The organism is Halochromatium roseum (assembly GCF_016653315.1).
Taxonomy (GTDB): Bacteria; Pseudomonadota; Gammaproteobacteria; order Chromatiales; family Chromatiaceae; genus Lamprobacter; species Lamprobacter roseus.
This window is the reverse complement of the sequence record NZ_NHSH01000061.1, coordinates 241,695-264,257: the sequence shown is the minus strand read 5'-3', so window position 1 is coordinate 264,257 and position 22,563 is coordinate 241,695. Positions and strand designations below refer to the sequence as shown.

The following is a 22,563-nucleotide window of genomic DNA, read 5'->3' as shown; positions in this document are numbered from 1 at the left end:
CCGCTTTTTAACACCATCTCGATGAGGCCCTCTGCTATGTCCTTTACCAAACTGACCGATCTTGATCTGGCCGGCAAGCGGGTTCTGATCCGCTCTGATCTCAACGTCCCGGTCAAGAACGGCAAGGTCACCTCTGATGCGCGCATCAGCGCCTCGCTGCCGACCTTCGAGCACTGCATTAAGGCCGGTGCCAAGGTCATGGTGATGTCGCACCTGGGGCGTCCGGAAGAGGGCGTCTACTCGGAGGAGAACTCGCTGGCGCCGGTCGCCGCTGACCTTGGCGCGAAGCTGGGCCGTGAGGTGCGCTTGGTCAAGGACTATCTGGAAACAGCTCCCGAGGTTGCCGATGGCGAGTTGGTGCTGCTTGAGAACGTCCGCTTCAACAAGGGCGAGAAGAAGGATGATGAGGCACTCTCGAAGCAGTACGCGGCACTCTGCGATGTCTACGTGATGGATGCCTTCGGCACCGCCCACCGCGCCCAGGCCTCGACCCATGGCGCTGGCAAGTTCGCCCCAGATGCCTGCGCTGGTCTGCTGCTGGCTGAAGAACTGGACGCGCTGCAGAAGGCACTGGCCGAGCCCAAGCGGCCAATGGTCGCGATCGTCGGTGGCTCCAAGGTCTCGACTAAGCTGACCGTGCTCGAGGCGCTGTCGACCAAGGTCGATCAGCTGGTGGTCGGCGGCGGTATCGCCAACACCTTCATCAAGGCCGCTGGGCATCAGGTTGGCAAGTCGCTCTGTGAGGACGACCTGGTCGATACCGCCAAGGCGCTGATGGAGAAGATGACCGCCAACAACGCCACCATCCCGATTGCGACCGACGTGGTCTGCGGCAAACAGTTCGATGAGAACGAGCCGGCGGTGACCAAGCCGGTGGCCGAGGTCGAAGATGACGACATGATCTTCGACATTGGCCCAGACAGCGCCAATGCGCTCGCTGAGATCATCAAGAATGCCGGTACCGTGGTTTGGAACGGCCCGGTTGGCGTGTTCGAGTTCGATCAGTTTGGCGAGGGCACCAAGACCATCTCGATGGCGATCGCTGAGACCGAAGCCTTTACCCTGGCCGGCGGTGGCGACACCATCGCGGCGATCCAAAAGTACGACATCTATGATCGCGTCTCCTACATCTCGACCGCTGGCGGTGCCTTCCTCGAGTACCTCGAAGGCAAGACCTTGCCGGCCGTGGCGATGCTCGAAGCGCGCGCCAAGGGCTAACCCACCTGGATGATCGCTGGATCTTCGTCATCGCTGGATCTTTGCGTCTGCGCAGAGCGCGATCTTTCTGAGTGAAGCAAACACAATATGCCAAGACGTACCAAGATCGTTGCGACCTTCGGCCCTGCTACCGATGCGCCCGGTGTGCTCGAAGCCATGATGGATGCGGGCCTCAATGTGGTGCGGCTGAATATGTCGCACGATTCGCATGATCGCCATCGGGAGCGCGCTCGCCGCGTTCGTGAGGCTGCCCTCGCCAAAGGCCATCCGCTCGGGCTGTTGGTTGATTTGCAGGGGCCAAAAATCCGCATCGGCCGCTTTGCCGAAGGTGCAGTCGAGCTGGCCGAGGGCGCGGATTTTGCCATCGATGCCGCTTGTCCACTCGATGGTGGCGACGGCACATGCGTCGGCACAACCTTACCGAGTATGGTCGATGATGTGGCTCCAGGCGACCTGTTGCTACTCGATGACGGAGCGATTGAGCTGCTGGTCAAGGCGGTCTCTGGCACACGCATCGACTGTACTGTCGTGCTCGGCGGCAAGCTATCGAATAACAAAGGCATCAACAAGAAGGGCGGTGGACTCTCAGCGCCAGCCTTAACCGAGAAGGACAAGGCTGACATCGTCTTTGCCGCCGAGGTCAAGGCCGACTATGTCGCGGTCTCGTTTGTCTGCAACGGCAATGACGTTCGGCTTGCACGGCAGTTGCTCGAGGAGGCCGGTGGCAAGGGCGGCATCGTCGCCAAGATCGAGCGCGCGGAGGCCTTGACCGCACTTGAAGATATCATTGATGCGTCTGATGCGGTGATGGTGGCGCGCGGTGATCTCGGGGTTGAAATCGGTGACGCTGAGTTGCCAGCGGTGCAGAAACGACTGATCAGCATGGCGCGCGATCGCAACAGTGTGGTGATTACCGCGACGCAGATGATGCAGTCGATGATCGAGAACCCGATCCCAACCCGAGCCGAGGTCTTCGACGTCGCCAATGCGGTACTCGATGGCACCGATGCGGTGATGCTCTCGGCCGAGACGTCGGTGGGTAAGAATCCCGCCAAGGTGGTCGAGGCGATGTCGCGTATCTGCGCCGAGGCCGAGAAGGAACGCTTGGTGCGCCGCTCTGGCCATCGCATCGATGCCGTCTTTGGTCGTGTCGATGAGGCCATCGCCATGGCCACCATGTACACCGCCAACCATCTCGGTGTGAAGGCGATTGCGGCCCTGACCGAGTCTGGCTCAACGGTCAAGTGGATGTCGCGCATCAGCTCTGGCATCCCCATCTATGCGATGACCCGTCAGGTTCCAACCCGTCGAAAAGTAACCCTTTTCCGCGGCGTCTATCCGGTAAGATTCGATGTCTCGAGTACTAACATTCACGAGGTGAACATGGAGGTCATCGAAGAACTGCTGCGCCATGGCACCGTCCAAGAGGGCGATCTGGTGCTGATCACCAAGGGCGATCGATCCGGTGTCGAGGGGCAGACCAACATCATGAAGATCATGCGTGTCGGCGAGCATCGGCTGCTAGCCGGCGATTGATATATCCGATTGTTACATCCGAATGTTACATCCGAATGTTACATCGGCATCCGACTTTTTGAGCCAACCTTTCATTTTCAACGACAGAGGAGAACCGCAATGGCCCTTATTTCGCTTCGCCAGTTGCTAGACCACGCTGCTGAGCATCAGTATGGCGTTCCGGCATTCAACGTGAACAACCTTGAGCAGATGCGGGCCATGATGGAGGCCGCTGACGAGACCGATTCGCCGGTCATCTGTCAGGCATCGGCCGGTGCCCGCAAGTACGCTGGTGCGCCCTTCCTGCGCCATCTGATCTTGGCCGCGATCGAGGAATTCCCGCACATCCCCGTGGTTATGCATCAGGACCACGGTTCTTCGCCAGCCGTTTGCCAGCGCTCGATCCAGCTCGGCTTCAGCTCGGTGATGATGGATGGCTCCCTCGGCGAAGACATGAAGACGCCGATGGACTATGAGTACAACGCGCGCACCACCCGCCAAGTGGTCGATATGGCGCATGCCTGCGGTGTGTCGGTCGAGGGTGAGCTGGGCTGCCTCGGCTCGCTCGAGTCTGGCATGGCCGGTGAAGAAGATGGCTCCGGTGCCGAAGGCGTGCTGGATCACAGCCAGTTGCTGACCGACCCGGAAGAGGCGGCAAGGTTTGTCGCCGATACCAAGGTTGACGCCTTGGCGATTGCCATCGGCACCAGCCATGGCGCCTACAAGTTCACCCGTCCGCCGACCGGTGACATCCTGGCGATCGAGCGGATCAAGGAGATCCACGCCCGCATCCCTGACACCCATCTGGTCATGCACGGCTCCTCATCGGTGCCGCAGGAGTGGCTGAAGATCATCGATCAGTTTGGTGGCGCCATGGGCGAGACCTACGGCGTACCGGTCGAAGAGATCGCCGAGGGCATCAAGAACGGCGTGCGTAAGGTCAATATCGACACCGACCTGCGTATGGCCTCGACTGGAGCTATCCGCAAGCATCTGGCCGAGAATCCGAAGAACTTCGACCCGCGCAAGTATCTCGCGGCTTCGACCAAGGCCATGAAGGAGATCTGCAAAGCGCGCTACGAGGCCTTCGGTACTGCCGGTAACGCCAGCAAGATCCGCGCACTCTCGCTCGAGGCGATGACCCAGCGTTATGCCAAGGGTGAGCTTGACCCCAAGGTGAACTAATCACCGGCCGCATTTGCGGAGTTCGTAAAGGGCGCCTCGGCGCCCTTTTTGTTACGACGCCTATGCGCTCGCATTTCGCTATCGACAGCGGCCTCTGATCTTAGCTATCACCGGCGCTGAGTGCTGCTCCGGCTGGCTGCTCGTCTGCTGTCGCCGCTAAGCTCGGTGCCTTGAGTGTTCCTGCCTGCGCCAGCGCTGTGCGCAACTTGTTGCCGGTACCGGCGGGAACCAAGACCAGATGGGGGCCGCTTGGTAACGTTTTACCGCGCTTCAGTCCAGGGTTGAGCCGTTTCAGCTGCGCGACGGTGACGCCACAGGCACGAGCGGCCTGAGCAAGATCGATCTGTTGTCGGGATTCGACCACCTCGATACGAGGGCGATTTGCGATCTGTGGCATCTCAAGCCCTAAGGCATCATGCTCTCGCACCAGCTTGGCGATCGCGAGCAGCTTGGGCACGTAGTTTTCCGTTTCGGTTGGCAGATCGAGGGACCAGAAGTCGACCGGCTTGCCCGCTGCTTTATTGGCCCGCTGCGCCGCACGCACGCGGCCTGGACCCGCATTGTAGCCGGCCAGCGCCAATGCCCAGTCGCCGTCGAGCTCGCGATGCAACTGTCGTAGATAGGCGATGGCACCGCGCGTCGACGCCAAGATATCGTTGCGTCCGTCGTACCAGCTGTTCTGCTTGAGGCCCATCTCGACGCCTGTGTACGGCATGAACTGCCACATGCCTGTCGCGCTCTTGGGCGACACTGCGTGCGGGTTATAGCGGCTCTCGACCTCAGGGAGTAGCGCGAGTTCGGCCGGCAGACCATTGCGCTCGAGCTCTTCGATGATCAGGTGCAGATACGGCTGCGCTCGCTGACTCAGATCCGTGAGATAATCCCGGTCTCGCTTGAGTGCGCGCATCGCTTGCGCGACGCGCTGATGATCGGTAATCCCAAGCGTTTCGCCATAACGGACGCGATCCCAGAGGTCGCTGCTGGCTCCAGCATCGGCAATGCGATGCCGACGCTTGGTGTTGCCATCCTCGCGGCCAATGACTCGGACATCGAGGGCGGGTCGAACGTAGCCGTACTCTCGCGCTGAGACTGAAAAGGTCTGGCTACTGGCAATGTCATCGCCGATTGGCCGTTGGCTGGCGCAGCCACTGAGCTGGAAGGGAAGGCCGATCGCGACCGAGAGCAGGAGGATGCGGGCAGCACTTTGCATAAGAGAACGGGCAGTGGCTGGATGGAGAAAAGATGCGCTTTGTGAGTGTTTTAATGCGCCTCGTGCCCCCGAATATACGGGAAAACCCGAGGTCTTTCCAGCTGTAGGCGCTACCCATGCCAAGACGTTCGATGAAGTCCCGCTGCGAGGATGATAGCGCTGCAATCGAGGGCCTAGCCGCGTGGCTCAACACGGCAGTTGGTCGCGAGGTTGCGCGTGTCGAGCGCGAAGCTGTCGAGCGGATGATCGAGAATTCCTTTGGCCACTTCTTAGTCCAGATCGGTTGTATTCGAGACTTTCACGACGCCTTCGAACATAGCCGTATCCGGTCGCACGTGGTTCTCAGCGAACGATCTTGTGTGACTTGGAGTGGCTTGCCTTTGCGTGCGAAGCCAGCTGAACTGCCCCTGGCCCCGGCCAGTATCGATGTCTTGCTCTTGCCGCACACGCTCGACTTCGCGCTGCAGCCGCAACGCGTGCTGCGCGAGGCTGAGCGGGTTTTGATCCCGGAGGGGCGCATCCTGATTATTGGCTTCAACCCATTGAGCACCTGGGGTCTGATGCGCAGGGCGCCACATCATCGACAAGCCCCTTGGCGTGGTAATCAGCTGACCTCGTCGCGCCTCATCGACTGGCTTGATCTGCTGGGCTTTCAGCTCGAGATGCGCGAGCGGCTGTTGTTTCGCCCCCCTCTGCGCTCCGCCTTCAGTAGCCGTCTCGATTGGATCGAGGACACTGGCGCACGTTGGTGGCCCCTCTTCGGCGGCATCTACGTTATCCGCGCAGTAAAACGCGTGACCCTGTCCACCCCGCTTCGGCCGCGCTGGAGACAACGCTCGGCGTTTCTGCCTGGTAGCGCCGTCAAGCCAACTGCTCGTCAAGGTAATCATGCTCGTCAGTAACGCGTCTCCCGCAAACGCACCAGTTGACCGCGCAACGGCTGCAGTCGAGGTGTTTACCGATGGGGCCTGTAAAGGTAATCCCGGGCCAGGAGGTTGGGGCGCCTTGATGCGCTACGGCGTCCACGAGAAGGAGCTTTACGGTGGCGAGCGACAGACCACGAATAACCGCATGGAACTGATGGCGGTGATTCAGGCGCTGGAGGCGCTGAAGCGGCAGAGCAACGTGATCCTGACCGTCGATTCGCGTTATGTGCAGGATGGGGTCGAGCGCTGGATGGCACGCTGGAAGCGCAACGGTTGGATGACCAAACAGGGCAGTCCAGTGAAGAACCAGGACCTCTGGCTAAGGCTCGATCAGGCTCTCGCTGGCCACCAGGTAAGCTGGCGCTGGGTGCGTGGACACAGCGGCCACTCCGAAAATGAGCGTGCGGATCAACTTGCTAATCGAGGCATCCCAAAGCGGGCTTGATGGGTAACAGGATATGGGTGACAGGATGCGACAACTGATTGTCGATACAGAAACCACTGGGCTAGAGCCGAGCGAAGGCCATCGGATCATCGAGATCGGCTGCGTCGAGGTGGTCGAGCGCCAGTTGACCAAGGCCAACTTTCACCGCTATCTGCAGCCGGATCGTGAGATCGATGCTGGTGCGGTCGCGGTGCATGGTATTTCGAATGCCTTTTTAGCCGACAAACCGCGCTTCGCGGAGATTGCTGAGGAGTTGATCGAGTATCTCCGCGGTGCCGAGCTGGTCATCCATAACGCCGCCTTCGACGTCGGCTTTTTGAATCACGAATTGAGCCAATGGCGTGCAGATGCCCCTCGTATCGAGGACATTTGTACCGTGGTCGACAGCTTGGCGCTGGCGCGTAAGCGCCATCCTGGTCAACGCAACAGTCTCGACGCACTCTGTCGGCGCTATGAGATCGACAACACTCGGCGCGATTTGCACGGCGCCTTACTCGACGCGGAGATTCTAGCCGACGTCTACCTAGCAATGACGGGCGGCCAAGTTTCGTTGGCGCTCGGTAGCGAATCGAATAGCGATCGTCGGGATGGAAGGACTGAGGCCGGGAGCTCTCCAAGGCGGGTGCGAAAGGATAGGCCAGCATTGCGCATCGTGCGCGCGACTGAACGCGAACAGTCGGCGCATCGGGCTCGTCTAGAGGCGATCGACGCGCATAGCCAAGGTAGCTGTGTCTGGCTCTCGTTATCGAATGCAACAGCACAGGAAAGAGCGCAAGACTGAGATTGATCAGCAAGTCCCGCCCCAAGCAAAATGGAGCGGATCTTGGCTAGCCGGAGTTTTTGCTTTGCCCGAGTTGTCTCAGAGCACGCGCAAAAAAACGTGAACGCTTGCGAATCTTGAGGCACTTGTCTTGAGGCACTTGCTTTCGCGAACAACCAGCGCGAAGGGCGAATGCGAAGTATGAGCCGCCCAGCCGTTCAACTGATTGCTGCTCGGTTCCTTAGTTCGAGCGTTGCTTATGTGCGCTGGACGGAGGCGCCCCAGCCATCATTTCGAGGGCGCTCAGGTTGAGCACCTCGACATGCTTCCGATCGACGCGGAGCAGGCCATCCTCTTGGAAGCGTGTGAAGAGCCGACTGACGGTTTCTACCGCGAGCCCGAGGTAGCTGCCGATCTCATGCCTCGACATGCTCAGATAGAAGTCGGTTGGGGAGAGGCCGCGCTTGCTCAGTCGACTTGACATGCTCGTCAAGAAGGCCGCTAGGCGTTCTTCGGCGTTTTTCTTGCCGAGTAGAAGCAACATGTCGGCGTCCTGCCCAATCTCTTTGCTCAGCAGTCGATACATTTGGTGCTGAAGGGAAGGGATCGCTGCGGCCAATTCCTCGAAGCGCTGGAAGGGAACTTCACAGATTGCCGAGGTCTCGAGCACCTTGGCCGAGCAGGCGTGGCACGATTTATCGATGGCGTCGAGACCGATGATCTCGCCGGGAAGGTGGAAGCCGAGTACCTGCTCACCGCCCTCCTCGCTGGGCGCATAGGTCTTGACTGACCCGGTCTTGACGACATAGAGAGACCGGAAGCGCTCGCCACCACGGAACAGGTGGTCACCGCGGTGCAGTGGACGGGATCGCTTAATGATCGAGTCGAGACGTTCGACATCTTCCGGCGCGAGGCCCATTGGCAGACAGAGCTGCGACAGTGAGCAGTTCTTGCAGGCGACTCGGATCGTGTCGAACGAGATTACTTTTCGCTGAGTCAAAGCAAGATTCCAGTGAGTTGTTTGACCTTATTCTGCAACTCAAGTTGACATGCATCAAGCGTCAATCTGACTTACATACACGCGCGCTGCGCAGTGGAATAGCCGGTCGAGGTTTCGCAGGGGGTCGCGAGGCCTACCATGAAGGGGGCAAGTGCGACGATCGGGCGTTACAGTACAGCGGTGAGCTTTACAAGCGGGGACATCGATCTGGTCACCGACGCGCTCGCGGACAGCGATGATGACTGAGCCGACGGAACGGTGGCAAAGGGGGGTCGCTGAGTGTCACTGGAGATTCGGAAATCTCGTGATGTAATCGCCTCGAGCCAATACCAATAGAAAAAGCCGCGCCGAGGCGCGACTTAATGCATAACGGCGATAAACCGCTACTGTGGCTTACTTGGCCTCAGGAGCAGCCGGAGCGGCCGGGGCCATGGGTGCGCCGTAAGGCACGCCATAAGGGGCGCCGTAGCCGTAGGGAGCACCGTAACCATAAGGAGCGCCGTAGCCATAGCCCGGGTAGCCATAGCCGTAGCCATCGCCATAACCACGGCCATAGCCGTAGCCGCGACCGCGACCATAGCCACGACCGCCGCCGCTCATGCTCATGTTGAAGTCGCCATAGCCGTCACCGACCATGTCGCTGAACATGTCGCCCATGCCGTCGCCCCAGCCGCTGCCGTAGCCAGGTCCGCCGTAACCCGGACCGCCGTAGCCAGGACCGCCCCACCAAGCCTGAGCAGCGCCCATCGAGAAGGCGGCGCTGGTGGCAATGGCAGCGATTCCGAGTACCTTTGCAAACTTGGTCATTGTGATGCTCCGTAAGGGTGGTGAATCGATCCGTCGCAGCCCCTGCGATATTCGGGGTCGACTCCGCGTCGAGCTGCGATGGAAGTCCGCAGAGAACGAACGCGGCGAAGTATACGTGCACCAGTCGTTGCTTGTGAAGTCTATGATCGATGCCATGGCATTGGACGTTTGTCGGTTCGAATTGTGAGGTCGAGGCCAATTTGCTACCGTGAGAGGGGTATCCTATCTAGACCCAAGTCGTCTGCCCCACAGGTCATGCCCAAGCTTATTTTCGTAACCGGCGGCGTCGTCTCGTCGCTCGGCAAAGGTATTGCGTCCGCGTCACTGGCTGCGCTGCTCGAAGCGCGCGGCCTCAAGGTGACAATGATCAAGCTCGATCCGTACATCAACGTCGATCCTGGCACCATGAGCCCGTTTCAGCATGGTGAGGTCTACGTCACCGATGATGGCGCCGAGACTGATCTCGATCTCGGCCACTACGAGCGGTTCCTCCGCACCCGGATGGGGCGCAACAATAACTTCACCACTGGCCAGATCTACGAGAGCGTGATCCGCAAGGAGCGGCGGGGCGATTATCTCGGCCGCACGGTGCAGGTCATCCCGCACATCACTGACGAGATCAAGGATTCGATCCGTCTAGGCGCTGACGACACCGATGTCGCCATCGTCGAGATCGGCGGTACTGTCGGTGATATCGAGTCGCTGCCGTTTCTCGAGGCGATCCGGCAAATGCGCGTCGAGGTCGGCGTCGAAAATGCATTGTTCATGCATCTTACGCTGGTGCCGTACATCCCGGCCGCCGGCGAGATCAAGACCAAGCCGACCCAGCACTCGGTTAAGGAGCTGCGCTCGATCGGTATCCAACCCGACATTCTGCTGTGCCGCGCCCAGCGTGACTTGCCGGATGAGGAGCGACGCAAGATTGCGCTCTTTACCAATGTTCCGGAGCGGGCAGTCATCTCGGCCGTCGATGCCGATCACATCTATCGCATTCCCATGCTCTTGCACGCGCAAGAACTTGATGCATTGGTGGTCAACCAGTTCCGCCTCGAGGTGCCGGAGGCCGATCTGTCCGAGTGGCAGCGGGTGCTCGATGGACTGGAACATCCGCGCAATCAGGTCACCATCGGCATGGTGGGCAAGTACATGGGGCTGACCGAGGCCTACAAGTCGCTGTCCGAGGCCCTGATCCATGCCGGCGTGCAGACCAGCACCCGGGTCAATATCCGCTACCTCGACGCGGAGGAGATCGAGACCCATGGCCCCGGCTGCCTCGATGGACTCGATGCGGTTCTGGTGCCCGGCGGTTTTGGCGAGCGCGGCATCGAGGGCAAGATCGGCGCGGTAAGCTATGCGCGTCAGCATCGCATCCCCTACCTGGGCATCTGTCTCGGTATGCAGGTGGCGGTCATCGAATATGCGCGTAACGTGGCCAAGCTCGAGGGCGCCCATAGCACCGAGTTCCAGCAAGACACGCCGCATCCGGTGATCGCGCTCATCACCGAGTGGCAAACCGAACATGGTAAGCGCGAGACGCGCAGCGCCGAGTCCGACAAGGGTGGCACCATGCGTCTCGGCGGGCAGCATTGTCGACTGGAGCCGGGCAGCCTCGCGCGCGCCACCTACAGCAGGCCCCAGGTTCGTGAACGGCACCGACACCGCTACGAGTTCAATAACCGCTACTGTGACGCGATGAAAGACGCGGGCATGCGGTTCTCGGGCTGGTCGCTGGACTCCAGGCTGGTGGAGATCGTCGAGATCCCGGATCATCCCTGGTTCGTCGGCTGCCAGTTCCATCCTGAATTCACCTCGACCCCGCGCGATGGTCACCCTTTGTTCCGCGGCTTCATCGAGGCCGCGCTGGCCTACCAGAAGCGCAAGCACGGCGAGCAGCCCGCTGCAGCGGCCAGCGCACCGCTTCCGACTGCGGGGAAAGAGGAGCTGGCCTGATGCAACTCTGCGGCGTCGATGTCGGCCTCGAACAGCCACTGTTCCTGATTGCTGGCCCCTGCGTGATCGAGAGTGAGACGCTGGCGCAGGATACCGCTGGGCGGTTGCAAGAGATGACCGAGGCCTTGGGTATTGCGTTCATCTTTAAGTCCTCGTTCGATAAGGCCAACCGGTCATCGATCGATGGCTTCCGCGGTCTCGGTGTCGACGCTGGACTGAAGATCCTCGAGGGGGTGCGCGAGCGCGTCGGTGTACCGGTGTTGACGGATGTGCATGAAGATACCCCACTGGATGAGGTTGCAGCGGTGGTCGATGTGCTGCAGACACCGGCCTTTCTCTGTCGCCAGACCAACTTCATCCTCGCGGTCGCCTCGCAAGGGCGGCCAGTGAACATCAAGAAGGGTCAGTTTCTGGCACCCTGGGACATGGCGCGCGTGGTCGAAAAGGCGCGCTCAACCGGCAATCAGGCCTTGATGGTCTGTGAGCGCGGGGTCAGCTTCGGCTATAACAACCTGGTCTCGGACATGCGCTCGCTCGCGGTGATGCGCGAGACCGGCTGTCCGGTGGTGTTCGATGCGACGCACTCGGTGCAACTGCCCGGCGGCCAGGGCCACAGCTCAGGTGGCCAGCGCGAGTTCGTTCCGGTGCTGGCGCGTGCCGCTGTCGCCGCTGGCGTTGCCGGCCTGTTTATGGAGACCCATCCGAATCCGAGCCAGGCGAAGAGTGACGGCCCGAACGCCTGGCCATTAGAACTGATGGCCGAGTTACTGGGAACGCTTGTGGAGCTTGACCGCTTGGTCAAGGCACGAGGATTTCCGGAGCAACGGCTCTAGCACGACACCACTGAGGACGTCGCGACACCGATGCAGGCCGCCAGGGTAGCGGCCACTGAGGCGATCCGTTCGCGGCGCGGTCGGTTAGCGAGAGGATTCGCAAGTGATGCGATCTGACACTGATCCGGCTCGTGATTGTCGCGATCAGATCAGCGGCCAGGCATCACGCAGATCCCATAGCCAGATTATTTTTTTCCATTTGAATGAGGTTTAAGCCATGTCTGAAATCGTCGATGTTCGTGCCCGCGAGATCTTGGATTCTCGCGGCAATCCGACTGTCGAGGTCGATGTCATTACCGCTGAGGGTGCGCTTGGTCGCGCTGCGGTGCCGTCCGGCGCCTCGACCGGTTCGCGCGAGGCCCTCGAGCTGCGGGATGGCGATAAGTCGCGTTATCTCGGCAAGGGCGTGCTGAGCGCCTGCGCCAACGTCAATGGCGAGCTGCGCGATGCGGTGGTGGGTCTTGAGGTCACCGATCAGGAGGCGCTGGATCGTTGCATGATCGAGCTGGATGGCACCGACAACAAAGGACGGCTCGGCGCCAATGCGGTTCTTGGCGTGTCGATGGCCGCAGCCCATGCCGCCGCGCAAGAGAAGGCGGTACCGCTGTATCAATCCCTCGGTACCGGCGACTACCGCCTACCGGTGCCGATGATGAACATCATCAACGGCGGCGAGCACGCCGACAACAGCGTCGACTTCCAGGAGTTCATGATCCTGCCGGTCGGCGCACCGAGCCTGCGCGAGGCGGTGCGCTGGGGTGCCGAGGTCTTCCATGCGCTAAAGGCGGTGTTGCACGGACGCGGATTGGCCACAGCCGTGGGCGACGAAGGGGGCTTTGCGCCCGATCTGCCGAGCAACGAGGCCGCCATCGAGGTGATCCTCGAGGCCATCGAGAAGGCCGGCTATCAGGCCGGTAAGGACATCTATCTCGGCATGGATGTCGCGGCCTCGGAGTTCTACGAGGACGGTATCTACAATCTCAAGGGCGAAGGTCGTAAGCTCGACGCCGCCGGCATGACCGATCTGCTACTGGATTGGGTCGGTAAGTATCCCATCATCAGTATCGAGGACGGCCTCGCCGAGGGCGATTGGGAGGGTTGGAAGGACCATACCGAGCGGCTCGGCGGCAGGGTCCAGCTGGTTGGCGACGATCTCTTCGTCACCAATACCAAGATCCTACAAGAAGGTATCGACAAAGGCATCGCCAACTCAATCCTGATCAAGGTCAACCAGATCGGTTCGCTGACTGAGACCCTCGAGGCGATCCAGATGGCGCAAAAGGCCGGTTACACCGCGGTTGTTTCGCATCGTTCAGGTGAGACCGAGGACACGACCATCGCGGACCTCGTCGTTGCCTCAGCCACCGGCCAGATCAAGACCGGTTCACTCTCGCGCACCGATCGGGTGGCAAAATACAACCAGCTGATGCGGATCGAGGATCAGCTCGGCGATGCGGCGGTCTATGCTGGCCGTGATGCCTTTAAGCAACCGCTCTGATCGCTATGGCGCGGCCGCATGGTGGTCGCGCCCAGTGAGCCGACCGAAGCGGAGGATGTGACTCGATGCGCCAGCTCGTTTTCGTCTTGGTGGTACTCCTCGGTTTCCTTCAATTTCGCCTCTGGATTGGCGATGGTAGCGTCGCCGAGCTGCATGATCTGCGTGGGCGTATTGTTGAAACTGAGCAGGAGCTGGTCCGACTCCAGGCCCGTAACAGTGCACTCGCCGCTGAGGTCGAGGATCTGAAGACCGGGCTTGATGCGATCGAAGAGCGGGCCCGAAGTGAACTCGGCATGATCCAATCCGGCGAGGTCTTCTTGCAGGTGGTCGAACAGCCAAACGAGACTAAAACGCAATGACAGCAGGCCCTCAGCACTGGGTCGTGTTGCCGGCGGCGGGCGCTGGCCGCCGCTTCGGTGGCCCGATACCGAAGCAGTATCTGCCGCTACGCGGGCGCCGTGTAATCGAGCACAGTTTGGCTGTCTTCGTGCAGCATCCCCTGATCGCCGGCTGCGTCATCGCACTGAGCCCTGAGGATGAGTGGTGGCAAGACACGGCCTACGCCGATCATCCAGCGGTCAAGCGCGTCGCGGGTGGCGCTGAGCGTTCAGATTCGGTCGCGCATGCACTCGCCGCCTTGGCCGGCAAAGCTGCTGACGATGATTGGGTCTTGGTGCATGATGCGGCCAGACCCTGTTTGACCACTGGGGATCTTGACCGATTGCTCGCGGCCTTAGTGGACGAGCCGGTCGGTGCGCTGCTCGCGGTCCCGATGCACGATACGGTCAAGGCCGCCGAAGATGCCTTCGGTGCGCGCGTTGAGCGCACGCTGCCGCGCCAGCAATTGTGGCGTGCCTATACGCCGCAAGCCTTTCGGCTCGGACAGCTGCGCGAGGCCCTGGCCTATTGCCGGACGCAGGGTATCGCCATCACCGACGACGCCAGCGCGATCGAGCAGCTCGGGCTTCGCCCACTCCTGGTCGAAGGCCGTGTCGACAACATCAAGATTACCCGGCCTGAGGATCTGTCCTTGGCCGAGTTCTTCCTCGACCACTAGCACACCACCCGCGCCACCCATCAGGAGCGACGATGAAGCAACGACAGGCTAAACAGGGGCGACAGGGGCGGTCGTTCGACACCGCAGCGCAGATTCTGGGGGGCAGCCCATGTTAATCGGGCAGGGCATCGATGCCCATCGATTTGCCCCGGATCGCCGGCTGATGCTCGGTGGGGTCGAGGTTCCGCATCACCTCGGACTCGAGGCGCATTCGGATGGTGATGTGGTGCTCCACGCGCTCTGCGATGCGCTGCTCGGCGCGGCTGGTCTCGGGGATATCGGCCATCACTTCCCGGATTCGGACGCCGCCTTCAAGGACATCGACAGCCGCGTGCTGCTGCAGCGCGTGATGCAGTCACTCGCGGAACGCGACCTGCGGGTGCATAACGCGGATCTGACCCTGGTCGCACAGTCGCCCAAGCTCGCTCCTTATATCGCCTCGATGCGCGACTGTATCGCAGCTGACCTGGGCCTGGCGGTGGCGCGTGTCAACGTCAAGGCCACGACCAGTGAGCGCATGGGCTTCACGGGTCGGGGCGAAGGCATCGCCGCCTTCGCCGTCGTCCTGCTCGACGACGCTGGGACGACCGGGACTGCGACGGCTCGGTGAGTACCGCGCAGCCTCCACTCATCGATTCGGTCAAGCCATGGCGCTCGTTTTCCGAGCTACCCTATGCGTTTGGTGGTCCTTGCCTGAGTGCGCAACTGCGCACCCAACCAGCCGACTTCATCGTCGACGAGATCCTGGCCTTCGGCCCCGATGGCGACGGCGAGCACGCGCTCCTGCGCATTCGCAAGACCTCGGCGAATACTGAGTGGGTGGCTCGGCGCATCGCCTCGTTGGCCGGTGTTTCGGTCAAGATGGTTGGCTACGCCGGACTCAAAGACCGACATGCGGTGACCACGCAATGGTTCTCCGTCCACCTCGGCAACGCGGCAGAGCCACGTTGGCGGTTGCTCGCCGAAGACGGCATTGAGGTCCTAGAGCAGCATCGGCACCGGCGCAAGCTCAAGCGCGGGTCCTTGGCTGGAAACCAGTTCCGCATCCGGCTGCGCGAGACCAGCGGCGATCTCGATGCCGCAGCAGAGCAGCTCAACAGGATGGCGGCAAACGGGGTGCCCAACTATTTCGGGCCGCAACGGTTCGGGCGTGCTGAGGGCAATCTGCTCCGGGCGCAGGCCTTGTTTGCTGGCGTGGCGCCACGTGCTAGTCGGCATCAACGTGGGCTGTGGCTGTCGGCGGCGCGCTCGCAACTGTTCAACGAACTCCTGGCGCGCCGGGTCGAACGCGGCGATTGGGGCAAGGCTCTGGACGGCGACCGCTTACAGCTACGCGGTAGTCACTCGCATTTTTTGGTCGATCGCGTCGACGAGCGCATTGTGGAACGTCTCGATTCGGGTGATCTGATCCCAACCGGGCCGCTCTTCGGCGAAGGCGAGCCGCTGACCGATGGGCTGGTGCGTGTGCTGGAGGATCAGGTAGCCGCGGATTATCCCGACTGGGTCGCGGGCTTGGCGGCGGCTGGCCTCAAGCAAGAGCGGCGCGCGCTGCGGTTGGATATTGAGGCGCTTGTGCTCGATCGCATCTCGCCAGCCGAGATCGACTTAGCCTTCACCCTGCCTGCCGGCAGCTACGCGACGAGCCTGTTGCGCGAATTCAGCACCTGGACCGAGCCGAGGTCGCACGAACGCTGATCGCGGCACATCGTTCCACTCTCAGCGACGAATCTCAGCGACGAAGATGGGGCAGACCGCAAAGGTCGGTATCCCCAACGAGCCAGGAGCCCTGGCTCCTGGCTTGCGGGTCACTCGTTGCAATGGGGTTGCTGCGAGGCTAGCCGTTGATGGGGATCGAGAAGGTCCAGAAATTGACGACAAAGTGGACGATGATGCTGGCAAAGTAGCCTAGAGCGATGAATTTCGTCCACCGCAGATGCTCAAAGAAGGTGTAGACACCTTTGGCTTGTCCCATCAGCGCCACGCCAGCGGCTGAGCCGATCGACAACAGACTGCCACCGACACCGGCGGTCAAGGTGACCAATAGCCAGTGCCCCTGAGACATGTCCGGATTCATCGTCAATACGGCAAACATGACCGGAATGTTATCGACCAGCGCCGACAAGATGCCGACCATGGTATTGGCGAAGACTGGGCCGACATCGATGTAGGCAAACGCCGACAGCAGCTCGAGGTAGCCGATGAAGCCGAGGCCGCCGACGCAGAGGATGACGCCATAGAAGAACAGCAAGGTGTCCCACTCGGCGCGGGCGATCTTGTTGAAGATATCGAACGGCATGGTGTCTTCGAGCGTGCCCGCCTTCACCGTCGACAGCTCACCGCTCATGTAGAGGTAGTAGCTGAAGATCTTCAGATAGGCTAGACCGGTCATCATGCCCAGTACTGGCGGCAGATGAAAGAAGTTGTGCACGCTCACCGCGGTGGCGATGGTGAGCAGGAATAAAAACACGATGCGCTTGGCGCCGCGCTTGGTCTTCACCACCTCATCACTGGCCGGCGGGGTCTCGTCCGGGATCGCCTTGTGCATGAAGTAGGCGGGCACCAGATAATTGACCAGTGCTGGAATGAAGAGCAGGAAGAAGGTCTGGAACGGCAAGATACCCTTCTGCCAGACCATCAGGGTGGTGATGTCACCAAAGGGGCTGAAGGCACCGCCGGCATTGGCAGCGATGACGATGTTGATGCAGCCTAAGGCGACAAATCGGGGTTTATCGGCACCAACGGCCATGACGACAGCACACATCAACAGCGCTGTGGTCAGGTTATCCGCGACCGGCGAGATGAAGAAGGCGAGAAAGCCGGTCATCCAGAACAGCTTACGGTAGCTGTAGCCGCTGCGGATCAGCCAGGCCCGTAGCGACTCGAAGACCAGCCGCTCCTCCATGGCGTTGATATAGGTCATGGCCGCGAGCAGGAACAGGAACAGCTCGGCAAACTCCATGATGTTGTGGTGCACTGCGTCGGCGACGGCGTGCGGGTCACCGCCATGACCGGTGTAGAAGTAGGCGATGAACACCCAGATCAAACCGGCCGCCAACACCACCGGTTTCGACTTACGCAGATGGGTGAATTCCTCGGCCATCACCAGCGCGTAGGCGATGACGAAGATCAGGATGGCGGTGTAGCCGACCCAGTTGCCGGTCAAATCGATGTGCTGTCCGCCATCAGACGCCAATGCGAATGATGACAGTGAGAGTAGAAGCAGGCCAAACGCGACCTTGAGTACGGGATGGTGCATGGAGAGACTCCTTAGACGGCTGAGTCGCGTCAGTCGTTACCCTGATAGTACTTCGCCAGCTCGGTCTCCGAGAGGCGGGTGAGGCTGTCGCGCGGGAAGGCGCTCATCAATTCCCAGGCCAGATTCAGTGTGGCCTCGATACTACGGTCTTCGGCCTCGCCCTGGCCGACAAAGCGACGATCGAAGTCGTCGGCGAACTTGAGATAGCGGCGGTCGCGCTCGGACAGCTCATCGGCGCCGATGATGCTGGCCAGGTTGCGGGTCTCGAGGGCGCGAGCGTAGAGCGCATAGAGCTGCGCCGCGACCTTGGGATGATCCTCGCGGGTGTCATCCTTGCCGATCCCGTCCTTCATCAGCCTTGAGAGGCTCGGGGAGATATGCACCGGTGGGTAGATGCCCTGGTTGTGCAGCTCGCGCGAGAGCACGATCTGACCCTCGGTGATATAGCCAGTGAGGTCCGGGATGGGATGCGTGATGTCGTCAGAGGGCATCGAGACCACCGGCATCATGGTGATCGAGCCATGGCGCTCATGGATGCGCCCGCAGCGTTCGTAGATCTCGGCGAGGTCGGAGTAGAGATAGCCGGGATAGCCCTTGCGCGCTGGCACGTCGCCCTTGGCGGTGGCGACCTCGCGTAGCGCCTCGGCGTAGTAGGTCATGTCGGTCATCACCACCAAGACATGGCGGTCGAGATCGTAGGCCAGGTACTCGGCGACCGTCAGCGCGGTGCGCGGCAGGGTCAGGCGCTCGACCGGCGGGTCATCGGCCAGGTTGACGAACATCACCACGTTGCGCAGCACACCGGAGCTGGCGAACTCGTCGCGGAAGAACTTGGCATCGGCATAGCTGACGCCCATGGCCGCGAACACGATCGAGAAGCTCGAGTCCTCATCCTTGAGCTTGGCCTGGCGCACGATCTGCGCTGCGAGCCGATTATGCGGCAGACCGGAGCCGGAGAAGATCGGCAGCTTCTGACCGCGCACCAACGAGTTCAGCCCATCGATGGTCGAGATGCCGGTCTGGATGAACTCGCGCGGATAGCTGCGCGCGGCCGGATTGATGGCCGAGCCGCCAACCGCGCGGCGGATGTTGGAGAGGATCGGCGGACGACCATCGCGCGGCTCGCCAAGGCCGTTGAATTCGCGGCCTAAGATCTCCGGGGAGAGGGCGATCTCGACGGGCTCGTCGAGAAAGCGCACCCAGACCGCCTCCAGATCGAGGTCATCGGTGCCCTCGAACACCAGGATCATCACCTCCTCGTTGGAGGCGCGAATCACCTGGCCATCGCGGGTGCCGCCGCGGCCGTCGGAGATGCGCACGCGATCGCCAAAGGCGACCCCGGGCGTCTCGCGGACCAGGATCAGCCCGCCGCGAACCTCGCTGGCAGTTCGGTATTCTTTGATGCTCATGACAGGCGATTCATGCTGCTAGGGCTGGAGTCCAAGGGGAGGGCGTGCTTAGTCATCGCTGTGCTGTTTCGCATACTGCAGCCGGATGCTCTCGAAGGCATCCTCGATCTCGCGGCCAAGGTCGGTGATGCTCGCGACCTGATCGCTGTTATAGATGGATTTGCAGCGCCGCACCTTGGCCAGCTGCGGCAAGTCCTGCAGATGGCTGACCGGCACGCCGAGTTCGATCAGGGTCATGCCCTTGTCATAAATCGAGAGGGCCAGATCAAGCAGGGCGAATTGCTTCTGCGGCGAGCAGAAGGTGTCGACCTCATCAAGCGCACTCTGCTGCAGCACACCCTCCTTGATCAGCGAGGCGCCTTCCAGCTGCCAGCGCTGCGCGTCGGAGAGGGCCTCGGGGCCGACCAGGTTGACGATGCGTGAGAGTTCGGCATCGCGCGCGAGCAGAGCCAGCGCCTGGGTGCGGCGGGCCTCCCAGCGGCGATCGACCTCTTTGTGCCACCATTCGGCCGCGGCATGGACATGGGCCGAGAAGCTGGTCACCCAGTCGATGCTCGGATAATGACGGGCGTCGGCGAGCTCCTTGGACAGCGCCCAGAAGGTCTCGATGATGTCCTTGGTGTGGCTGGTCACCGGCTCCGAGAAGTCACCACCGGGCGGCGAGACGGCGCCGATCAGGGTCACCGAGCCAGGGCCGGCATCGTAGGTCTCGACGCGACCGGCACGTTCGTAGACCGCGGCCAGCCGCGACGACAGATAGGCCGGATAGCCTTCCTCGACCGGCATCTGCCCGAGCCGTCCGGAGACCTCGCGCAAGGCCTCGGCCCAGCGGCTGGTCGAGTCGGCGAGCATGACCACGTCGTAGCCCATGTCGCGATAGTACTCGGCCATGGTCAGGCCGACGTAGATCGAGGCCTCGCGGGCGACCACCGGCATATTGGAGGTGTTGGCGACTAGCAGCGTCTTCTCCATCAGCTTGCGGCCGGTATAGGGGTCTTCGAGCTGCGGGAAGGTCTCGAGCACATCGACCAGCTCGTTGCCGCGCTCGCCGCAGCCGACGTAGATGACGATCTCGGCATTTGACCAACGCGCGATCTGCTGCTGCACCACGGTCTTGCCGGCGCCAAAGGGGCCAGGCACGGCGCCCTTGCCGCCCTTGAGCTGCGGGAAAAAGCTGTCGATCACGCGCTGGCCGGTGATCAGCGGCGAGATGCCGTCATCGCGCTTGAGATACGGACGCGGCTTGCGCACCGGCCAGCGGTGATACAGCTTCAGCCGATGACTATGGCCCTGCTTGTCGCGCAGATGGCCGATGGTCGCCTCAATGGCATAGTCGCCATTCGGCGCCAGCTCGGTCAGTTCACCCTCGAGCCCCGGTGGCACCAGGATCTTGTGCAGCACGGTCTCGGTCTCCTGCACCGTGCCGAGCACCGTGCCGGGACCGATCTGATGACCGGGCGCCAGCTCCGGATTGGGCTCGAACTCCCATTCCCGCTCGCGATCCAGACCGGGCAGGCTCAAGCCGCGGCGGATGTAATCACCCGACTGCAGCGCGATCTTCTCCAGCGGTCGCTGAATACCGTCAAAGATGCCGCCCAGCAGTCCCGGCCCCAGCTCGACCGAGAGTGGCCAGCCGAGGCCCTCGGCGGGCTCGCCGGGTCGCACGCCATCGGTGCTCTCATAGGTCTGCACCGTCGCCTCGCGGCCATTCAGCGAGATCACCTCGCCGACCAGCCCGAGTTCACCAATCTTGACCTGCTCGCCACTGCGGATACCAGGCAGATCGATGGTGACGATCGGGCCGTTGATCTCGCGGATGAAGCCGAGATTGTTACGCTCACTCATCATCAACCCCCGAAGATGCTGCCGGTCTCGAAGCCGCTCGGCACCAGCCGCTCCAGGATGACTTGCTGTAGCCGTGCTTGCAGCCGCGCGACCCGCCCTTCAAAGGTATTGTCAACGCGAATCCGGCCATCGCTGCTCTCGATCATCACCCCGCCCAGGGTCTCGATCGGCTCCTCACTCAGCCTGACCTGGGTGCCGCTCGGCAGTCTGCTGACGAGGTCGGCCCAGTGGGTCTTCAGCAGTTTGCGGTCGGCGTTGTTGGCGCGCACCTCGACCTCCTCGTGCTCGATCTCAGCGAGGGCCGCCTCGATGAAGCCGGTGAGGGTCTGCAGATAGGCCGTGCTGTCCTTGGCATAGGCCAGCATCTGCTCGGCTAGGCGGCCCTCGACCTCGCGCACCAGGTTCCAGCGCACCAGATCCAAATGGCTCTGCAGCTTCAGCTCCTCGGCCTGGACCTGCTGGCGGTAGGCGCGATCGCCGAGGGTCTTGGCGATCGCCTCCTCGCGTTGCTCGCGCAGGCGCAGCTTCTCCGCCGCCTCGCGCAGGATGCTGTCGCGCGAGCGTTGCGCGCGCTCACGATATTCTTTGGCCAGGCGCTCGGCGCGGGCCAGGATGGCGTTCTCGAGCTGATCTGCTTGGGTCGTCACGTCGAGTCCTAGATGGCGGTCGGTTGCAGGGCGTTGGGTGACATGAGTGAGTCGAGAGGTCCAGAGGCCTAGAGGCCGGCTCCGAACATGCTGGCGAGCCGATCCGCGACCTCGCTGCCAAGCTTCGGCGGCGCGGCGAGCGGCGGAACGGCGACGACGACGATACGACCACCCTCGCGGCGGACCCGCTTCAGGTGCTCGACGTCCATGTTCATCACTTCGTCATCGACGATCACGAAGGCCTGATCGCGTCCTGCGAGCAGCTCACGAAAGACCCGATCGACATCGGCCGGAGCCGGATTCGGATGCGTCTCGAAGCCGATTACGCTGAAGCCCTCGGCGAGGCTGTCCTCGCCGAGGAACAGCATCCGCGTCGGTGGGGCTTTCGCGCTGGAGGCCGGGCTAGAAGCGGGACTGGAAGCCGCGCTAGAGACCGCCGGGCTGTCGCTGGGTGTGTGCTCGCTCATCAGGGCTCAGGGCTGTGTAGCGGTTCGGTGCGGCGGCTCAGATGCGATTCAGCAACAGGATCGAGATGACCAGGCCGTAGATCGCGATACCCTCGGCCAGACCAAGATAGATTAGCGTACGGCCAAGGTTCTCTGGCTTCTCGGTAATCGCGGCGAGTGAAGCAGCGCCAATGGGGCCAACCGCGATACCGGCGCCGATGGTCGAGAGTGCCGTGGGAATGCCGGCGCCGATGATCGCCAGCCCCATGCCAGTGCTGATCTCAAGGACATCGACCTCGACATCGCTGACAACATCCTCGGCGAAGGCCTCGTTGATCCCAAGCAGCAGCAGGCCGAGTTGGGCGCCGACAAAAACGACGAGCTGCGTGCCCATCGCTGGCGCCGTCCAGCGGGGTAAGCGCAGTGGCCGATCGGCCGGCCGGAGCTCAAGCGCGAGGCCGGTCAGTATCAGACCGAGGATGGCGAAGGAGATCAGTGCGACGAGCCAGTACATAGAGCGGTTCCTCGGGGTTCAAGAGTCGGAATCAGAAAGGAA

The 22,563-nt window shown here is 61.8% G+C and carries 22 protein-coding genes; 13 read left to right on the top strand and 9 right to left on the bottom strand.

The features are described from left to right. The first annotated feature begins 36 nt into the window (after window positions 1-36). The 3 genes from CCR96_RS14775 to fba all read left to right on the top strand — a co-directional run bounded on the left by CCR96_RS14775 (window position 37) and on the right by fba (window position 3,918). Window positions 37-1,218: a phosphoglycerate kinase gene (locus tag CCR96_RS14775; RefSeq protein ID WP_201220868.1), complete on the top strand. Its 1,182-nt coding sequence runs from the start codon at window positions 37-39 to the stop codon at window positions 1,216-1,218. Window positions 1,219-1,305: 87 nt separating this feature from the next. Beyond that, a complete protein-coding gene (gene pyk, locus CCR96_RS14770) occupies window positions 1,306-2,754 on the top strand; it encodes a pyruvate kinase (protein WP_201220867.1) in 1,449 nt (482 codons plus the stop codon). Window positions 2,755-2,853: 99 nt separating this feature from the next. Continuing rightward, window positions 2,854-3,918: a class II fructose-bisphosphate aldolase gene (gene fba, locus CCR96_RS14765; RefSeq protein WP_201220866.1), complete on the top strand. Its 1,065-nt coding sequence runs from the start codon at window positions 2,854-2,856 to the stop codon at window positions 3,916-3,918. 100 nt (window positions 3,919-4,018) lie between these two features. Here the strand turns inward: fba and CCR96_RS14760 are convergent, their stop codons facing one another. Continuing rightward, complete coding sequence (locus tag CCR96_RS14760; RefSeq protein WP_201220865.1) at window positions 4,019-5,128, bottom strand: transglycosylase SLT domain-containing protein; 1,110 nt, start codon at window positions 5,126-5,128, stop codon at window positions 4,019-4,021. A gap of 380 nt (window positions 5,129-5,508) precedes the next feature. Between CCR96_RS14760 and CCR96_RS14755 the strand changes: the two genes are divergently transcribed. Genes CCR96_RS14755 through dnaQ form a run of 3 tightly spaced genes read left to right on the top strand, consistent with a single transcriptional unit; the run spans window position 5,509 to window position 7,280 of the window. Beyond that, complete coding sequence (locus tag CCR96_RS14755) at window positions 5,509-6,030, top strand: methyltransferase domain-containing protein (protein ID WP_242519101.1); 522 nt, start codon at window positions 5,509-5,511, stop codon at window positions 6,028-6,030. Further along, window positions 6,017-6,499 carry a ribonuclease HI gene (gene rnhA / locus CCR96_RS14750; RefSeq protein WP_201220864.1) on the top strand — a complete coding sequence of 161 codons (483 nt, stop codon included), beginning with the start codon at window positions 6,017-6,019 and terminating at the stop codon, window positions 6,497-6,499. The genes CCR96_RS14755 and rnhA overlap by 14 nt, the downstream gene beginning before the upstream one ends. Window positions 6,500-6,524: 25 nt before the next feature. Continuing rightward, window positions 6,525-7,280: a DNA polymerase III subunit epsilon gene (gene dnaQ, locus CCR96_RS14745; RefSeq protein WP_201220863.1), complete on the top strand. Its 756-nt coding sequence runs from the start codon at window positions 6,525-6,527 to the stop codon at window positions 7,278-7,280. Window positions 7,281-7,500: 220 nt separating this feature from the next. Here the strand turns inward: dnaQ and fnr are convergent, their stop codons facing one another. Together fnr and CCR96_RS14735 are read right to left on the bottom strand one after the other, a co-directional pair. After that, the gene (gene fnr, locus CCR96_RS14740; protein ID WP_201220862.1) at window positions 7,501-8,259 is read right to left on the bottom strand and encodes a fumarate/nitrate reduction transcriptional regulator Fnr; all 759 of its coding nucleotides are present in this window, start codon (window positions 8,257-8,259) and stop codon (window positions 7,501-7,503) included. A gap of 393 nt (window positions 8,260-8,652) precedes the next feature. After that, the gene (locus CCR96_RS14735) at window positions 8,653-9,066 is read right to left on the bottom strand and encodes a sulfur globule family protein (RefSeq protein WP_201220861.1); all 414 of its coding nucleotides are present in this window, start codon (window positions 9,064-9,066) and stop codon (window positions 8,653-8,655) included. Window positions 9,067-9,321: 255 nt separating this feature from the next. On the opposite strand from CCR96_RS14735, the gene CCR96_RS14730 reads away from it, so the two are divergent. The 7 genes from CCR96_RS14730 to truD all read left to right on the top strand — a co-directional run bounded on the left by CCR96_RS14730 (window position 9,322) and on the right by truD (window position 16,099). After that, window positions 9,322-11,016, top strand: coding sequence for a CTP synthase (locus CCR96_RS14730; protein WP_201220860.1), 1,695 nt, complete (start codon window positions 9,322-9,324; stop codon window positions 11,014-11,016). Beyond that, the gene (gene kdsA, locus CCR96_RS14725; RefSeq protein ID WP_201220859.1) at window positions 11,016-11,849 is read left to right on the top strand and encodes a 3-deoxy-8-phosphooctulonate synthase; all 834 of its coding nucleotides are present in this window, start codon (window positions 11,016-11,018) and stop codon (window positions 11,847-11,849) included. Before CCR96_RS14730 ends, kdsA begins: the two co-directional genes overlap by 1 nt. Before the next feature lie 217 nt (window positions 11,850-12,066). After that, a complete protein-coding gene (gene eno / locus CCR96_RS14720; protein ID WP_201220858.1) occupies window positions 12,067-13,347 on the top strand; it encodes a phosphopyruvate hydratase in 1,281 nt (426 codons plus the stop codon). A 65-nt stretch (window positions 13,348-13,412) separates the two neighbouring features. Beyond that, entirely contained in the window at window positions 13,413-13,706 is a 294-nt protein-coding gene (gene ftsB / locus CCR96_RS14715) for a cell division protein FtsB (protein WP_201220857.1), read from the top strand. Then, window positions 13,703-14,404 (top strand): 2-C-methyl-D-erythritol 4-phosphate cytidylyltransferase, encoded by a 702-nt coding sequence (gene ispD, locus CCR96_RS14710; RefSeq protein WP_201220856.1) that lies wholly within the window; start codon window positions 13,703-13,705, stop codon window positions 14,402-14,404. Before ftsB ends, ispD begins: the two co-directional genes overlap by 4 nt. Before the next feature lie 109 nt (window positions 14,405-14,513). Then, a complete protein-coding gene (ispF, locus tag CCR96_RS14705; protein ID WP_201220855.1) occupies window positions 14,514-15,014 on the top strand; it encodes a 2-C-methyl-D-erythritol 2,4-cyclodiphosphate synthase in 501 nt (166 codons plus the stop codon). After that, window positions 15,011-16,099: a tRNA pseudouridine(13) synthase TruD gene (gene truD, locus CCR96_RS14700; RefSeq protein WP_338035888.1), complete on the top strand. Its 1,089-nt coding sequence runs from the start codon at window positions 15,011-15,013 to the stop codon at window positions 16,097-16,099. Before ispF ends, truD begins: the two co-directional genes overlap by 4 nt. A 139-nt stretch (window positions 16,100-16,238) precedes the next feature. Here the strand turns inward: truD and nhaD are convergent, their stop codons facing one another. The 6 genes from nhaD to CCR96_RS14670 all read right to left on the bottom strand — a co-directional run bounded on the left by nhaD (window position 16,239) and on the right by CCR96_RS14670 (window position 22,521). Beyond that, a complete protein-coding gene (gene nhaD, locus CCR96_RS14695; protein WP_201220854.1) occupies window positions 16,239-17,660 on the bottom strand; it encodes a sodium:proton antiporter NhaD in 1,422 nt (473 codons plus the stop codon). Between the two features lie 29 nt (window positions 17,661-17,689). Beyond that, window positions 17,690-19,069, bottom strand: coding sequence for a V-type ATP synthase subunit B (locus tag CCR96_RS14690; RefSeq protein WP_201220853.1), 1,380 nt, complete (start codon window positions 19,067-19,069; stop codon window positions 17,690-17,692). Window positions 19,070-19,117: 48 nt separating this feature from the next. Beyond that, entirely contained in the window at window positions 19,118-20,914 is a 1,797-nt protein-coding gene (locus tag CCR96_RS14685) for a V-type ATP synthase subunit A (RefSeq protein WP_201220852.1), read from the bottom strand. Window positions 20,915-20,916: 2 nt separating this feature from the next. Beyond that, window positions 20,917-21,561, bottom strand: coding sequence for a V-type ATP synthase subunit E family protein (locus tag CCR96_RS14680; protein ID WP_201220851.1), 645 nt, complete (start codon window positions 21,559-21,561; stop codon window positions 20,917-20,919). 68 nt (window positions 21,562-21,629) lie between these two features. Continuing rightward, window positions 21,630-21,929, bottom strand: a complete 300-nt coding sequence (locus CCR96_RS14675; protein ID WP_201220988.1) for a V-type ATP synthase subunit F — start codon at window positions 21,927-21,929, stop codon at window positions 21,630-21,632. 136 nt (window positions 21,930-22,065) lie between these two features. Further along, on the bottom strand, window positions 22,066-22,521 hold the full coding sequence (locus tag CCR96_RS14670; RefSeq protein WP_201220850.1) for an ATP synthase subunit C: 456 nt from the start codon (window positions 22,519-22,521) through the stop codon (window positions 22,066-22,068). Between the last annotated feature and the right edge of the window lie 42 nt (window positions 22,522-22,563).

Excerpts from the sequence above, each read along its gene's own strand:
- CCR96_RS14775 (WP_201220868.1), top strand. The coding sequence starts at position 37 with ATGTCCTTTACCAAACTGACCGATCTTGATCTGGCCGGCAAGCGGGTT.
- pyk (WP_201220867.1), top strand. The coding sequence starts at position 1,306 with ATGCCAAGACGTACCAAGATCGTTGCGACCTTCGGCCCTGCTACCGAT.
- fba (WP_201220866.1), top strand. The coding sequence starts at position 2,854 with ATGGCCCTTATTTCGCTTCGCCAGTTGCTAGACCACGCTGCTGAGCAT.
- CCR96_RS14760 (WP_201220865.1), bottom strand. The coding sequence starts at position 5,128 with ATGCAAAGTGCTGCCCGCATCCTCCTGCTCTCGGTCGCGATCGGCCTT.
- rnhA (WP_201220864.1), top strand. The coding sequence starts at position 6,017 with ATGCTCGTCAGTAACGCGTCTCCCGCAAACGCACCAGTTGACCGCGCA.
- dnaQ (WP_201220863.1), top strand. The coding sequence starts at position 6,525 with ATGCGACAACTGATTGTCGATACAGAAACCACTGGGCTAGAGCCGAGC.
- CCR96_RS14735 (WP_201220861.1), bottom strand. The coding sequence starts at position 9,066 with ATGACCAAGTTTGCAAAGGTACTCGGAATCGCTGCCATTGCCACCAGC.
- CCR96_RS14730 (WP_201220860.1), top strand. The coding sequence starts at position 9,322 with ATGCCCAAGCTTATTTTCGTAACCGGCGGCGTCGTCTCGTCGCTCGGC.
- kdsA (WP_201220859.1), top strand. The coding sequence starts at position 11,016 with ATGCAACTCTGCGGCGTCGATGTCGGCCTCGAACAGCCACTGTTCCTG.
- eno (WP_201220858.1), top strand. The coding sequence starts at position 12,067 with ATGTCTGAAATCGTCGATGTTCGTGCCCGCGAGATCTTGGATTCTCGC.
- ftsB (WP_201220857.1), top strand. The coding sequence starts at position 13,413 with ATGCGCCAGCTCGTTTTCGTCTTGGTGGTACTCCTCGGTTTCCTTCAA.
- ispD (WP_201220856.1), top strand. The coding sequence starts at position 13,703 with ATGACAGCAGGCCCTCAGCACTGGGTCGTGTTGCCGGCGGCGGGCGCT.
- ispF (WP_201220855.1), top strand. The coding sequence starts at position 14,514 with ATGTTAATCGGGCAGGGCATCGATGCCCATCGATTTGCCCCGGATCGC.
- nhaD (WP_201220854.1), bottom strand. The coding sequence starts at position 17,660 with ATGCACCATCCCGTACTCAAGGTCGCGTTTGGCCTGCTTCTACTCTCA.
- CCR96_RS14690 (WP_201220853.1), bottom strand. The coding sequence starts at position 19,069 with ATGAGCATCAAAGAATACCGAACTGCCAGCGAGGTTCGCGGCGGGCTG.
- CCR96_RS14685 (WP_201220852.1), bottom strand. The coding sequence starts at position 20,914 with ATGAGTGAGCGTAACAATCTCGGCTTCATCCGCGAGATCAACGGCCCG.
- CCR96_RS14675 (WP_201220988.1), bottom strand. The coding sequence starts at position 21,929 with ATGCTGTTCCTCGGCGAGGACAGCCTCGCCGAGGGCTTCAGCGTAATC.
- CCR96_RS14670 (WP_201220850.1), bottom strand. The coding sequence starts at position 22,521 with ATGTACTGGCTCGTCGCACTGATCTCCTTCGCCATCCTCGGTCTGATA.